Below are 15523 nucleotides of genomic sequence, written 5' to 3' on the forward strand. Positions count from 1 at the left end.
CTCCTTTCGCTTCCCAGTCATCCGATCATGCCGCGGTCCGGCGCAGGTATTCGCGCAGGAACGGGACCGCGAAGTCGACTTCGCCGCGTTCCGTCTCCCGAATCACGTATGCGTCGAGCAGACGCTTGCGATAGGTGGCGGCATAATTGGCGCTTTTGCCCATGCGCTCGGCCACCTCCGCCGTGGATACGGCGCCGTCCGATTGCGCCATCGCCTCAAGGTATTCCCGATCCTTTGGAGACAGCCCGTGAAGTTCGGGGACGCAGACGGCATTGTCGAGATCGATGCGCGCCTCGGATATGCCGCCGCGAACATCCTCATCCTCTATAACGTTGGATTCCCTCATGTCGACGGCATCCCAGATATGGTAGCCGACCAGTTGAATCATGTACGGGTATCCATATGTCGCCTCGGAGGCCGTCCGCAGCTGCTCCTCGGTGATGGCCATGCCTGAGGCGGCGAAGGTCTCCGCGAATGCATTCTGCACCTCATCGACGGGAATGTCGGCGAGCACGTTGGTTTTCGCACGCCGCAGGAAGGTGATCACCTCGTCGTTGAACAGGTCGGAGACCATCTGCGGCAGTCCGGCGAATACGATGGCGATGTTGCGGCGCTCTCGTATCTGATGCTGAATGGCCGTGGCGATGGCGATCATGTCAGAGCGTTCCGCGGCCTGCGTCTCGTCGATGGTTATCAGCAGACCGGCATGGTGTTTCTCCAATGATTCCAACCGGTCGGCCATCGCCTTGCGCAGTGTTTCGGGCATGCGTTTCGGCGAGAGTTCCGCCTCGCCCAGGCTGATGCCAGCGCCGGCGAAGCTCACCGACGGCTTGATGGTGAAATGGTCCAGTACCGAGTCCTTGGACCGTAGTTCGTTGACCAGCCGCTCGCACAGCCCTTCCGATGCGGTCTCCTCGATGACGTCCCATTTTCGGGCACGGGCACGGTCTCCGAACACGGTGAGCATCACCGTCTTGCCGGTTCCTCGTGCTCCAGTTATGAGCATGATGCGCCCGGGAGCTCCCACGCCGTTGTCGAGGCCTTTTTCGAAATCGCGGATTACTTTTCTGCGGCCGATGAGTAGCGGCGGTTCCCCTCCTGCCGTCGGCTTGAACGGGTTCTCCTTGGCTTGCATGATGGCCTTCCTCCCGTATCGGCTTTGATTCATCCTGAAATCAAAACTATCAAAAGAATCAAAAATTTCAAAAGAATCAAAAGTGAAACTTCTTTTAAACGAAAGTCCCGTCACCAACAGCATACTTTTTGCAAAAATCTGCGTTTTTTGCCTGTTTCTTGATATAGTTAACAAGAATACAAAGCAATCAAGGAAATGTATTATGCTCATTGACTTCAGTTTCTCCAACTACAGAAGTTTCAAAGACGAGCAGTCGTTCTCAATGACTCGCGACACCAGATTCTCGGACGGGGAATTCGGCAAGCAGTCGACAATCACCGCAGTATATGGTCCGAACGCGTCCGGCAAGTCAAATTTCCTCAAGGCATTATGGACTATGGCCACATTGGTGCGAACCAGTTATAGTCAGGGCGACGCCACAACGTCCATTCCCCGGGATCCATTCCTTCTGCGAAGCAACGCCCGCGGAATCGAATCGATGTTCTTCGCGGATTTTCTGGCATCCGACGGACAACGCTACCAGTACTGGTTCCGATGCGACGATAAAACCATCCTGCATGAGGAACTTTCATTGTTCAGAATCATAGGGGATAGACTTTCCACGCATTCAACGAGACTGTTCTCACGGAATGGCAGCGATGTCGATTTCGGCGGATCCTTCCGCGGCCCCAAGGCACAAGTGCGGAAAACAATCGAGCTGAGACCGAATTCACTTGTACTGTCGGCAGCGGCCGCAGCCGGCATTGAATGCACACATGCCGCATTTGAATTCTTTTCATCAGGAATCGCCTATTGCGACGCCATGGGATTTTCGGATGAACAGCCGCTTATCATCAGTGAGTTCAATCGCAACACCAGATTCTCCACACATCTGCAACAGTTGATTCGATACGCCGATTTCGGCATCGACTCGATTCGGAGCGCTCCGGTGAACACCGACCCCATCATGCTGGATTCATTCAAAGAGCAGCTGAAGACACAGCTCGGCGCCGATTCCGAAAAACTGGACCAGCTGTTCGACGCGCCAGCTGCCACTGAGCTGCGCTTTGAGCATCGCGGCGAGACAACCGCCCAGTTCGGCGTGCAGAATGAGTCCCAGGGCACGCTGGCCGCGTTATCGTTCTTCTCACTGGCCCTACGGCAGCTGGCTCGCCCTACGGTGACGTTGATCGATGAGATAGACACCAGCCTGCATCCCACTTTGGTCGAGGAGTTCATCCGGTTGTTCACCGACCCGGAGACAAATCCCCACGGCTCGCAAATCATCTTCACCACTCACGATGCTTCGCTGATCAATACGTCCGGAGCGGAGGACCGGCTTATCGGCCCGGATCAGGTGTGGCTGGTGGAGAAAACAGCCTCAGGCGATTCGGAACTATATCCCGTGACCGATCTGAATGTGCGGCGGGAGGAAAACATCGGCAAGAATTATCTCAACGGTATTTACGGGGCCATTCCCAAGCCAAGCTTCCACATGATGTTCGCGCGAATAATGGAAGAGGATGATGCGTCATGAGCCGCAGAAAAACTAAACTTCCGGCGCATGGCCGCAACGCCCGCAGAAGGCACCGCACCCGAGCCAAGCGATATCTTGTGGTTTGCGGCGGGGAGGTCACCGAGAAAGATTATTTCGAACATTTGGGCGCACAGTATGATGTCCAGATTACTGTGCGCTCAAAAATACGTACGCCCGCACAGCTTGCCGAGTATGCGGTCAAATGCATGGACGACGATGCCAAGAACAATGACGAGCAGGACAGATACGCCGCCGTCTTTGTGGTCGTCGATGTCGATGATTTCCACGATCACAGTAAGGCTCAGCGTATCTGCAAGCAAAACGGCATCCAGCTCATTATCTCGAACCCCTGCTTTGAGGTCTGGCTCATCGACCATGTGCAACAATGCCCAGACTCCCATACCTCCACGCCCGATGTGGAACGATACGCGGCATCGTTGGGAGTCACGACCGGACCTCGGCACAAGTACGTTGAGTTTTCTCACATTGACGGGCACTTGTCGGATGCCGTTCGAAATGCAAGACGTCATAATACACAGGGGCGTCTCCCGCACCGCCGCCAGCTCACCGCGGGGCAGGAATCACAATACGCCCCATGGACGGATGTTGCCGATATGGTGAACGACATCATTCCGTCCTTGTGACCACTCGGAATCGGATGTTTCACTCCTCCAGCTTGTGGTGGGGCCAGGTCCAGGTGGCGACGTCCTTGCGCTTGCGGTCCAGGGCGGGGATGGATCGCAGGGCGCCGCCGAGACGCAGGTAATTGACGAGCACGCCGTCATCGAGATCGATGTCGAGGTTGCGGGTGGCGAGCGGATAGAGGACCTTGTCCTCGTATTCGCGGCATTCCGTGATGGCGGCCCGCATCTTCTCCCCCGCACGCACGTCGCGCGCCGAATCAGAGGCGAGCAGACGGCCCGACTGCGCGTCGAGCTTGGCCACGTAGTCGCGCAGGTAGCCGAGCACGTTGCTCGTGGTGACCGGCGTGTACCGGTGCAAGCATACAAGAGCCCTGAACGAGCCCTTGTTGTCGCGACGGCTGGAATACATCCAGTAGATCGGACGGCTCTTGTACATCTTCACATGGTCGTTGTAGAAGTCGTTCACGAAATACTTGCGCAGGGATTTGCCGAGCATGGATTCGGCATACGCCACGTTCTCGCCGAGTCGTTCCTCGCCGTAGACGACGGCCAGGAACGTGCGGAAGCGGGAGACGATGTCGTCCTCGAACCATTCATCCGACGTGATCGGGATGACGTTGTCCTCGTCGGGCATGAAGCGCGGGTTCGGCACCTCGCGCAGGTAGTTGTCCAACGTCTGGCCCTGCGAGGCGAGGATGAGGCCCGGCTTGTCGATGCTGTAGCGGCCGAACATGCAGCCGACGGCGTACGAGATGAGCTCCTTGACGAGGTCGCGGGCCATGAGCGTATCGCGTTCGGCCGGGTCAGCTTTCGGATACGCGAACGCCGGATTGCGTTTCAGCGAGACGCGTTCCAACGGCACGTCACACGGCACTTCGTCACGCACCCCATACGCATCCGCCACCAGTTCGTTGTTGCGAGCCTCACGCTCCCGCTGCTCCTCGGCGATTCGCTTGCACCGCTCGATATACGCGGCAACGATTTCAGCCAGACTTCGGCCTCGGCCCCCGCTGGCGGGGGCTGTCAGCGCAGCTGACTGGGGGTGGCTGGTCTCTTCCGCAACCGTCCCCTCCACAATCGGCAACCCCACAAAATCCCACGACGTCTCAAAAGAGTCCCAATCGGACTTGGAGGTGGAGATGAGGGATTCGATGAGTTGCTTATTATCTTCCGTGTTGGAGGGCAAAGGGATTTTTTCGATATAACCCGGATGCAGATTAAGCGTTGGATTCAATCCATCAAGAATCACTCGGGCGACAACTGAATTCAACAGTCCTAGAAGTGACACATTATCTTCGGATTGTGCTACGCCCGCTGCTGCATCAAACAGATGTCCCGCATAATTAATACGGAAAGATTGCTCCCCGCTTGAAATAACAGTCCAACTAATTCCCGGCTTAAAAATTCGGTCAAGATTAAAATTCGTCGCTCGGACTCTGCTGCCATCTTCTGTTAATTCATGCTGAATTGTGCACCCATCATGCTTCCAATTAACCAGGGACGACTCATTCCCATACCACCTGCGAAACTCCCCTCCCTTCGCATACATAAACCATGTATAGCTGGACTCAGCCGCATGTCGCCTATCGGTTTCACTAAACCCAACCGCACACTGGTCGACTTCATGCCACAGCCTAACGAATTTGTCATTATTCGCAGTCACCATACCCTTAGATACACGGGTAGTATCACCGAGATTATGCCCGGAACGGAAAACATTCATCACTCCAGCCGGAAGCCAGTACACGATGGGCGAGCCGGGAATCCGCGTGAAATCATCCTGATCACACTCATAGAAATGCCTAGCCATAGGAGCCTCATCCAAAAACTTGCCGTTCAAGACAGCCCGGTGAGCGGCGATAATCTCCCGTGAGCGAGGGCCCTGCTGCTTTGCACCGACGAAATCACTCAGCCGAACAAAGCAGCTCTTCTCATCAGAAAGACCTCGTTCCAATACAAAAGTACAAATGGGTACAGTAGCCCCATCGAAACCAGAGTATTCAAGTTGAATCAACGACGACAAATGCTCACGGCTAATAATCCGCTGACGCAGCTTTTCGTAAGAGTTAATGAACATCCATACATACGGAGACATGAAACCGAGACGCCCATGAGCCGGCACAAGTAGAAGACATCTGTAAATGAACGCGGCGAACAGATCCGCTTTGCCGTCCTTGTAGTTGTGGTTTACGTAGCTCTTGAGCTCGGCACCCATGTTGTTCGAGCCCATGTACGGCGGATTGGCGACCACGGCCATGTATTGGCGTGCGAGGTATCGGGTCTGAGTGAGGACGGTTTCGGCCTTTGCCCTGAGGGCTTCGTGGTCGATGAGGGAGTCGCCGGTGAAGAAGGCCGGCTGGGCTGTGGGGGTGTCACCACCCTCAGTCCCGGCTTCGCCGGGCCAGCTCCCGCCAGCGGGAGCCGAGGCCGACTTCGTCGAGGCGGCGAGGTCGGCGAGCTCCTTCGATGGCTGGATGAGGGAGCCGGTGATGTTGGCCTGGGCGTATGTGTTCCAGATTTCGGGGTCGAATTCCACCTGGTACATGCGGTTGAGCTCGTTTGCCTCGTCATCGGTGAACGACACCGGCTCGATGCGCCGGATGTGCGGGCGCACGCCGCGGTTGCGGCGGAAGAAACGACGGTAACGGTCGCGCGCCTTCATCAGCAGTGCGAACTCGGCCAGGTTCGCCGCACGCTCGTCGATCTCCATGCCATAGAGGTTGTGCTCCAGAATCAGCGCGGGAATCTCGTTCGGGGAATAGCCCTGCTCCTCGTAGATGGCGTAGAGCAGGTCGAACGCGTAGGTGAGCATGTGGCCGGAACCGCAGGCGGGGTCGCATACGGTGAGGGATTCGGGGGTGGAAAGATCCTTCGACTCGCTACGCTCGCTCAGGATGACATTGGGGACAGAGGGATCCGAGGACTCAGGGATGTAATACTCCCACTGTTTGGAAAGGTGGGATTCGGGGTGGGATTGGGTCCAGAGGCGGCCGACGGTGTTCTGTACCAGGTAGCGTACGATCCAGTCCGGGGTGAACAGCTGCGTGGCGGCCGGAATCTCAGCCGCGCCGGCCTTGCCGCTCTTCTTGAATCCGGCCATCACCTCGTCCTTGCGCTGGGAGATGTAGAACTGGTACAGCCAGCCGATGATCTCCACGTTGCCGCGCTGCTCGCCTGCGGCATCCACCGTGATGCAGTCCTCCGGGCTCATGGCCTCCAATGCACGACGCAGCACCGAACCCGACGCCAGCAGATCCGCCGGCATGAGCAGCTCGTCCACGCCGCGGTCAAGGTTCTCCTCACCTTCGAACATGGAGGGAATCGCATCATGCCAGTGCCGGCAGTACGCCTGCAATAGCAGACCATACGCCTCGCCCTGCGGGTCGTCGCTCGCACGCGTGCCATCGATCAGCGCCTCGACCGCGCTCTGCACGCCGGCCGTGCGGTTCGCACGATTCTCCTCGAACACGGCCGGATCATACACACCGCGCAACGCCTCCGACAGCACCTGCGGCAGGCCGTTCACATCGGCCACATCCTCCGCGGACACCACATGCAAATCCGTATATCCCAGCACATCCATGTACCGCAAGGCGATGATGCGGTTGAACCATCGGTACGCATACCGTTCCGTCACGGCGGCGAAGCCGGTGTCGCCGCCGCCCTCCGCCCTGATGATCTCCTCCAGGCGGGCGACCACCTTCGGCATGTCCGCGCGGGCTCGGGAGGCGGGCTCCAACGCCGCCCTCATGCGGGCGGCGATCGACGTCATCAGTTCGGTGCGCGATTCGGCGGCGAACGCCTGGAGTCTGTTCGTATTCACAGCAGGATCTTCTTTCCTTCGTTGATGGCATGGATGAGGGTGCGTCGGTAGGATTCGAGGAAGGTATCCACGTCATGCTCGTTCTCCAACGCCGTCACCGGCTTGGGAACGGGAATGGTGGTGATGACCACGCTTCGCCGCACGACGGATGTGACGGATGCCCCATCGTCGTGAACGGTTTTGGCGACGTGACGGCCGGAACGTTGCGATTCCTCCGCCTCCTCACCGGTGCCCGGCTGCTCGGAACGATGCGATGTATCGGTAGCGGGCGTCTCGTCAGGCTTACGGGATTCGACGGTCTTCTCATGCTGACGGGCAAGCGCCTCGTCCAGCTGCGTCATGAGCGTGGCATACAGGCTCTGCTGTACGACATCCGCGTTCTGCCGGATGTCGGCGATGTACTTGGCGCTTCCCGCCTTGCCCGCGAACTCGTCCAGCCTCCGGCCCACCAGCTGCCGCACCGACTCGTCCACGTTCGCGTACGAGTCGGATTGCATAATGCTTTCGCGCACCGAGTCGATGACGGCGAGCGCCTGCGAGCGCTCCTGTTCGATCAGCCGGTCCAATGCGGCGCGCAGTTCGTCCACCATGGTCTTGAGCTGGTTGATGCGGTTGCCCCGGTGAAGGTTCGGGTCGTTCGCCAATGTCAGGGTGTCATCGCGCTTCCGCTGTACGTCAGCCGGCGCAAGCGTGAAGTTCGATTCGTTGTCGTGCAGGTATGCCATGCAATCGCTGAGCACGGTCTTCTGCGCGCCGTTGAGTATCTGCCGGATCGGCGAGACGATGTCGTCCTTGTCGTCGAGCAGCTGTTCGTCACCGTCCTCTTCGTCGTCGGTGATGAACGATTCGAGCATCCACTGGTCGCCGTGCGCCACCGCCCGGTTCAGACGTGCGATGACTTCATCCAGTCGCTTGGTGAACGCGAACCGGTTGTTGACGTCGCGCAGGTGCCGCAGGTCGGCGGCCTCGTCGCTGAGCGCATCGCGTATGGCCGCGGCCATGGCCGGCGGATCGGATGGCAGACCCGACTCCGGGGCGTCGAAGTAGTCGCCGTAGAATCGGCGCAGTCGGCGCACCTTGGCCGCGTCGTACTGTTTGGGCACCTCCACGACGATGGAGTTCTGCTTCTTGGTGCTGGTGAGCACGGCGACGGCTTCGGTGCGTTCCACCTTGCGGCTGTCGACCATGAGCGTGACCTGCCCCGTGCCGTACAGGTGCAGCAGACAGGCCAGCACGGCTGCGTAGGGCCAGCCGTACGGCGGCTCGCCGTAGTGCGAGATGACGGCGTGCACCGTGGGTTTGACGGTCTTCGACCGCATGATGAACGAGAGCACGTCCTGCGCCGGCGCATCGATCTTGGAGCGGGCGTCCGAGGTGCCGGGCAGTGTCTCCCCGTCCGGAATCGCGGCGTCGTCGAGTACTTTGCCCAGCCCTTTCTCGTCGTAGCGTACGCCGGCGAGCATGGCGAGGTTGGGATAGTATTTGCCGATCATCAGACCCATCGCCTCGGCTATGCGACCTTCCGCGGTAGTGGACTTCAATTCGAGGGGCAGGCCGTTGTACGCGAACACGGCGTTCATGATCGATTCGCGCAGCGTGGTCTTCAACGTGCGTCTCATCATCGACAGCGCCGTGTTCTTCTCGCCGATGATGCGCATACGCTGTTCGGAGGTCTCCTGGTTGCGCAGGTTCAGCTTCACGTATTTCGAGGTCTTCAGATACATGACGGCGTCGTTAGTGAACGTCTTCTCGTCGGGCAGGATGATGCGCACCACGTTACGTTCGCCGGCGCCCTGCATGATCTTGGCGTCCACGTCCGTGCCGTCCAATGGCGTCACCAGGTGCAGTACCGTGGCCTGCGTCTGGCCTATGGTCGAGCCGTCGATGGTCAGACCGTAGCGGAACGGCGCCTTCTGCGGCCCGTATTCGATGCGATGCGTGCCGCCGCCGAGGATGTCCACGCCGAGAACCTCGCCGATGAACGAACGGATGTCGCCGTCGGTGATGTCGACGTTCTTGATCTCCTTTTCAATCTCCTGCTCGTCGTTGGTCAGGTATTCGTAGAACTCGCCGTTACGGTGCACGTAGTTGCCGGCCTCCAGCACGTCGAGCACGCGGCGGATGCGGTTCTCGAACTCGGGGATGTTCTCGTCGAAGCGTCCCAGCACGAGCACGCGTAGATTGCGCACCGTGGCCTTGAACCCCTGCACGTGCTTCACCATGAGCAGTGCCTTGAGCAGGGAGAGGGCGAGCGGCTTGTCGTCGTTCTCGGGCAGTTGGCTGTTCGCCTCGTTGATGCGGTAGTTGGCGGAGGTCTGCAAGGTGCCGGCGATGCCGTCGTAGAACCTGCTGAACGGGATGATGCTGCCGAACGGCAGGCTTCGGCAGGCCATGAGCGCGATGCTCACCGTGCTGAGCATCGAACGTTCGCCCACGGACCGGTGCGCACCCTCGAAGAAGCCCGCATCGGACATGCCTCGCATGGCGTTGTGGAACAGGCCGAACTCGTAGTTCATGAACGGGTATGAGTCGACGAAATCGTCTTCGGAACCGAATTTGTTCGTGCGGAACTGTTGGGCGCCGCCCTCGCCCTGGAAGTCGAACAGCGTGCCGAGATTACCCTGCTGGCGGGCGAATAGCCGTTCGATCATCGGACGTGCCTCGTCGGTCTTGACGAGCAGACGCTTCTGGATCACCTCGATGGCGTCGGTGCTGTCGAGCCGCATGTTGATGTCGAACCGACCCTTGATCTTCGTCAGATCGATGCCCTGGTTCACGGTGCGGCCCTCGATGACCTTGTCGAGGTCCTCCTGCGAGGTGACGAACACCCATGCGCGGCCGTTCGTGCGGGAGAACAGCTCCTCGGTCACGGTCTGCAGATTGAGCATGCGCTCCGGTTTGCCGCCGACGAACTGACCCACCTCGTCAACGAGGAACAGGATGCGCCGGTTCGGCTCCTGTACGTCCAGCCAGGCGTTCACGTCGTCGGCGAAGTCGGCGATGGTGGGACGATACTGCGCCTGATAGTCGGCGATGATCAGACGGTCGTCACGTACCGGTTTGCCGGTGGCCTCGGTGAACGCCTCGCTGATCTCCTCCTCCCAGAACTGGGATTCGGCGCGCCCCTGCTCCCACGGTTTACCGACCTTCTGCTCGAACAGCTTCTTGAACGCCTCCAGCTTGCCGTTGTTGTCGAGGTCATGCTCGAATTTGGCGATGTACCGGTTTGCACCGAAATAGCCGCGCGACTCGTTGAACACGCGGACGAACGCGTCGGTCAGCGCGTTCGGATTGTTGTTCTGCGCCTTGCTGTCGATGTTGAACAGCAGCGAGGTGGCGGGGATCTCCAGATTCCGGCGCAGCAGGGCCTCAAGCGTGTTGTTGCCCGCATCGGCCGCCTTGCGCATGAGCGTATGCACGGCCTGTTCGCGCGGGACCATGGTGGCGGCGTCGGCGAACGCCTCGGGCACGTCGCCGAGGATGTGCGAGAGGATCTTCAGCAGGTGAGATTTACCGGAACCGAAGTAGCCGGAGATCCACACGCCGTTCGTGTGGTGCGAGCCCGGCTCGTTGTACTCGTCCAACAGCATCTCCATGCTGTTCTGAATCTCGTTGGTCAGCACGTATTCGTCGATCTCGTCCCTGAGGTTCTTGTCGTCGCTGGCCTTGACCACGCCGTCGATGCGCTGGTCGATGTTCTTGACGAACATGCTCCGCAACGTCATCATACCGACTTCCGATTCACTCCCCATGCTCGCTCCTTTGCTCGTATTCCTCTGATTCGTAAGTCATGTTTCATATATGAGCGGATTGCATTCGTGTTGCAGTCCCGCCGCAACGATTACTGCCCGCCGAGCGGGTCCTCCATGCTATTGAGGCTGAACGACCGATAGTAGTTGTCCGCTCCGAGACGGTCGAACAGACGCATCGTGGAGACCATGCTCGCCGTCTTCGCATATGTGCCGGGGAAGAACAGCACCACGGGACGCGACTGCTCGAACACCAGCTGGATGCGTTCCATCAGCGTATGCGTGCGAATGTACGGATACACCCTGCCCACGCCGGTGATGAACACGATGTCGGCCTGGTGATGCTCCCGCGCCTCGCGATACCGTTCGGCGATGGCGTTCATCAGATCGTCCTTGTCGGGGCTGAGCTTGTCTACCAACGACTGGAGGAACATGTCACCCACCTCCCCGTCCGGGGACGCCCGATGCAGGCGCGGCTCCTTCTTCAGCACGCGGTCGAAGATGCGGCTCTCCTGGAGCACCTCGATTGCCGTGTCATACAAATCGATGACCAGCACGCCCGGGGAGGCGTCGCCGGCCTCCGGCGTCATGGACTGCAGACGGTTCGCCAACTGCGCGATGCGCCGCTCCACCTCAAGCTCCTGGGAGGGCGGATATGCATAGATGTAGTTCGCCGGCTCACCCGCCGTGTCGCTGCCGTCGCGGAACGACTGACGACGCATGATGGCGAACAGGCTGTCGAATTCACGCTCGATGTCACGCGGCTCACGCTGCACCATGTTGGAAACCGCCATACGTACATCCCTCCTCTACAATCCGGGCTCGCCCATCGGAAAGAATCCAAACGATTCCGGCCTGTCTCTCAGCATATCGGCAATCTCGGGACTCAGTAGGGAAGGCACGATGAGATTCCCCCGCTGTTCCAGCAGACCGGCCTCGAACATGGCGTGGAACACGTTCTGCCGCAGCTTCTTCGCCGTCGACTCGCTGAGACCCTCCAGCTCAGGATGCCACATGGCCTTCTTCAGCACGAACCGGTCGTAATCCACGTAGGTCACGGTCGGTATCCCCATCAGATAATGGTCCCGCAGCACTTCGTTGGCGAACTCCCCCACCAGCGTGTAATGCCGGCACATCGCCACCCACATGAGTGCGGCCTGGTCACCTGATGGGGTCCCTTCATCGGCAAGATAACGCAATTCGTCTTCCGAAAGCGCACTGAGTCGTTTCACCGTTTCACCGGCGATGCGTTTGCCGGCGGCAAGCGTACGGACCCCGAGCAGATTGTCGTCCGTCACGATTCGCCGGGCAACCGACCAATCCCCCTGCTCCAGAAACACGCGCGCAACGACGACACCCTGCGAAGCCAGCAGACCACCGACCGTAAACGACAACCGATACCGTTCCGCCATCGTCGCGCTCCTTTCATCGTTTCCATTTCACGCGAATATTTCAGTTTATCACCTACTACACGACCGGCGTTCGGACCCTAGCGCCACATGAGACCGCAACCGTTGGTCTCTCATGTCACTCATGGCTCCCATGATACGGCTCCGCGTTTACACTCGAATCATGACAGTTCCATCGAAGCCGCTGCTGTATGAATTCGAAGCCATGTTCGACGATGCGCCGCATATACTCGAACGCGCACTCGACTATTGGGAGGATGACCGTGTGGGCTCGGTGGAGGAGATCGCCCCGGCGCTGTTCCATGCGCATGTGGCCGGCAGTGAGGAGACGCCCTACGACGTGGACATCCGTCTTGATGGCGGAGACACCGGAGACGAGACGTCTCATCCGCGCGAACGGCATGTGATGTCCGCCGCATGCACATGTCCCTATCACCGGACCCCATACTGCAAGCACGTGGGCGCCGTATTATACGCGCTTCGCGCACGGCTGGAAGGCGACGGAGGGAATCCCACGACGCCGGATGACGAGACTCCAGTGCACGAATCCAGACCCATCGTGCCGAAGCATGTCCTCGACGGCATATGCCATCGCATCGAGGAACGCATACAGCAGTCGGACGGCCGTAACGTTCTGTTCTTCTGGTCGACCGAGTGTCTGCGCCAGGCCGAACGGCTTCGTTCCGGAGCGGAGGAGCCGCTCATCCCGGCCAAGGAGGCCGGGCGCATGGTTCTCGGCCCCATGGACGAGTATCATCGTCGCCGCAACCTCAGCGACCACGACTATGATTCCGGCGGCCCCGACGAAGGCGCCGAATCGCAATCATGGCCCGCATCCGGCGAGACGCATCGGCAGGGCCTGTACGACGACGCCCTTTCCGGCCTGCGTACGGTGGTCGACAACGCACTGCATTCCACGAGCTATGACGACGCCTGTTTCAACCTCGCCATATGCATGCAGGCGCTGGCCGCGTTCACGAACTCGGTGGATGACGATTATCACGAGCTTTCCAATGAGAACGATCAGCTCACCGATCGAATCCGCTGCTACATGGAGAACGTGGCCGCCTACGCGGATTCCCCGACCTCGAGCATCGCGCTCGGACACATCGCGAAGGTCGCGTATGAGCCGGATATACAGTTCTACGATCCCGCGAACGCGGCGATGCTGCTGGCAAGCGCCTGCGCGTTCGCCCGATACGAGGACAGGGCGATGTGGGCGTACGACGTGATCGACACTGCCCTTGAACGTCTCGGACCTTCGCATGACGGCGAATTGCCGCATGACATGCTTGTCGCCCCTCGTCATGTGCTGCACCGGTATGTGCAGATGGCGGCCTATGATCTGCGCCGGCTGGCCGGCGACGAGGCGGGGTGCCGGGAACTGTGGGATGCGTATCCTTCATCCGACCCGCTGCTGCTGATGCATGCCGTCGTCCTGATACGGCAGCGGCGGTTCCGGGAGGCATATCACCTTGTGGCCGGGCATCTTGACCGGAGCATGGACCCGCTCGATGCCGACAGGCAGATCGTCCGCAACGGTCTTCTGCAGGGGTTGCTGCCGCATGGCTGGCATTCGCTGCTGGAATGCTGTGCGGAGGGCATGGACGATGCCGAGCGGCTTGCCGGCGTCTACCGGTTCGTCATCGTCAACGGCAACGACAAGGCGGACGCGACGTATGTGGGCAGGCTGCGTCGTCTGATCCGTCTGGGAGGGTCGAGCGATGAGCAGTGGCATGACGCGGCGCGCTCGCTGGCCCGTGAATGCGCCAGGAACATCGCGGAACGCATTCGCACGCAGCCCGAGATACCATGGAACGCCGTCGGACCGAATCGACGCAGCAGTTGGCGCAATCCCGCATATGAGCGGCTCATCGTGGATGAGCGGCTGTCCGATGCGGCGCTCACCTATTGCGTGACCATCGACTATCCTCCGCTGCCTTTGCTGAAGACCATGGCGATCGACCATCCTCAGGAGGCCCGTCAGGTGATCTACGACGCCTTGCCCGTCGGTGCGCTGGATGCGAATGCGGTCGTTCCCGGCACGGGACGCCGTGGCATGGATGCTCACCGGACCAAATACCGTCAGGTGGCGAAGCAGCTGCGGCGTTACCGTGAGGTGTTCGGGGATGAGGAGATGCGCGGGCTCGCCCGTCGCATCGTCGAACAGTATCCGAACCGCAGGGCGTTGCGCGACGAGCTGTCCTTCGCGCTGTAGCGAATCCGTCGATTCGCCGAGGGCCGAGACCGGCGCCTCCCGGAGTAGAGTTGGGCTTGAAAAACCGAAACCATTGCAAAGGAGCACGCCATGACATTGCTCGAACCTCCCGCGATTCCGACCCGTAAGGCGCATGATGGCCTGGAACTGCCGGCCATCGGATTCGGCACCTACAAGGTGAACGGGTTCACCGGAGTCAGGGCCATCGCGTCGGCGCTTGAAGTCGGATACCGTCTGATCGACTCCGCGTTCAACTATGAGAACGAGGGCGTGGTCGGCAGGGCCATCCGTGAATCCGAGGTGCCGAGGGAGGATATCATCGTCACCTCGAAGCTGCCCGGCCGCCATCATCAGTACGATCAGGCACGCACCACCATCGAGGAGTCGGTGGCACGCATGGGACTCGACTATATCGACCTGTATCTCATCCACTGGCCGAACCCGTCGCAGGGGCAGTTCGTGGAAGCGTGGCAGGCGCTTGTCGACGCACAGGAGCAGGGCATCGTGAAGCATATCGGCGTGAGCAACTTCCTGCCCGGCCATATCGATCTGCTCATTCGTGCGACCGGTGTGACGCCGGCGGTCAACCAAGTCGAACTGCATCCGTTCTTCCAGCAGAACGAGCAGCGCGCATACGATGAGGCGCATGGCATCATCACCGAGGCGTGGAGCCCGTTGGGCCGCGCCAACCAGATGCTCAAGGATCCGACGATCGTCAGCATCGCACGCAAGCATGATGTCTCCCCCGTCGCCGCGATCCTGCGCTGGCATCTGCAGCTCGGCGACGTGGCCATCCCGAAGTCGATGGACCGCGACCGTCAGCGCGCCAACCTCGATCTGACCGGTTTCGAACTCGACGAACAGGATATGCGCGACATCGCGGCCATGGACAATCCCGAGGGCCGTACGTTCGAGCAGGATCCCCACTGGCACGAGGAGGACTAACCCCTCCCTCTTCCCGACCTCAAAACGTCAGATGCCCGTCGTATCGTCCGAACTCGATCGGACGATACGACGGGCATCGTTTTT

The 15523-nt window shown here is 59.8% G+C and carries 9 protein-coding genes; 4 read left to right on the forward strand and 5 right to left on the reverse strand.

The window, feature by feature from the left end; all coding sequences use genetic code 11:
* Positions 1-25: 25 nt before the first annotated feature.
* The gene (locus CS006_RS06835) at positions 26-1135 is read right to left on the reverse strand and encodes an ATP-binding protein (RefSeq protein ID WP_100511070.1); all 1110 of its coding nucleotides are present in this window, start codon (positions 1133-1135) and stop codon (positions 26-28) included.
* Between the two features lie 202 nt (positions 1136-1337).
* Here CS006_RS06835 and CS006_RS06840 point away from each other — a divergent pair, with 202 nt between their 5' ends.
* Positions 1338-2651, forward strand: coding sequence for an AAA family ATPase (locus CS006_RS06840; protein WP_100511071.1), 1314 nt, complete (start codon positions 1338-1340; stop codon positions 2649-2651).
* Positions 2648-3295: an RloB family protein gene (locus CS006_RS06845; protein ID WP_100511072.1), complete on the forward strand. Its 648-nt coding sequence runs from the start codon at positions 2648-2650 to the stop codon at positions 3293-3295. Before CS006_RS06840 ends, CS006_RS06845 begins: the two co-directional genes overlap by 4 nt.
* 19 nt (positions 3296-3314) lie before the next feature.
* On the opposite strand, the gene pglX is transcribed toward CS006_RS06845, so the two are convergent.
* From pglX to CS006_RS06865, 4 genes are all read right to left on the reverse strand, one after another.
* The gene (gene pglX / locus CS006_RS06850; RefSeq protein ID WP_100511073.1) at positions 3315-7118 is read right to left on the reverse strand and encodes a BREX-1 system adenine-specific DNA-methyltransferase PglX; all 3804 of its coding nucleotides are present in this window, start codon (positions 7116-7118) and stop codon (positions 3315-3317) included.
* A complete protein-coding gene (brxC, locus tag CS006_RS06855) occupies positions 7115-10870 on the reverse strand; it encodes a BREX system P-loop protein BrxC (RefSeq protein ID WP_100511074.1) in 3756 nt (1251 codons plus the stop codon). Before brxC ends, pglX begins: the two co-directional genes overlap by 4 nt.
* An 89-nt stretch (positions 10871-10959) precedes the next feature.
* Positions 10960-11661, reverse strand: coding sequence for a DUF1788 domain-containing protein (locus tag CS006_RS06860; RefSeq protein ID WP_100511075.1), 702 nt, complete (start codon positions 11659-11661; stop codon positions 10960-10962).
* Between the two features lie 15 nt (positions 11662-11676).
* On the reverse strand, positions 11677-12279 hold the full coding sequence (locus CS006_RS06865) for a DUF1819 family protein (protein ID WP_100511076.1): 603 nt from the start codon (positions 12277-12279) through the stop codon (positions 11677-11679).
* Between the two features lie 160 nt (positions 12280-12439).
* On the opposite strand from CS006_RS06865, the gene CS006_RS06870 reads away from it, so the two are divergent.
* Complete coding sequence (locus CS006_RS06870; protein WP_100511077.1) at positions 12440-14494, forward strand: SWIM zinc finger family protein; 2055 nt, start codon at positions 12440-12442, stop codon at positions 14492-14494.
* Positions 14495-14590: 96 nt separating this feature from the next.
* A complete protein-coding gene (locus CS006_RS06875; protein ID WP_100511279.1) occupies positions 14591-15439 on the forward strand; it encodes an aldo/keto reductase in 849 nt (282 codons plus the stop codon).
* The last annotated feature ends 84 nt before the right edge of the window (positions 15440-15523 follow it).

This window comes from Bifidobacterium primatium, assembly GCF_002802875.1.
Lineage (GTDB): Bacteria > Actinomycetota > Actinomycetes > Actinomycetales > Bifidobacteriaceae > Galliscardovia > Galliscardovia primatium.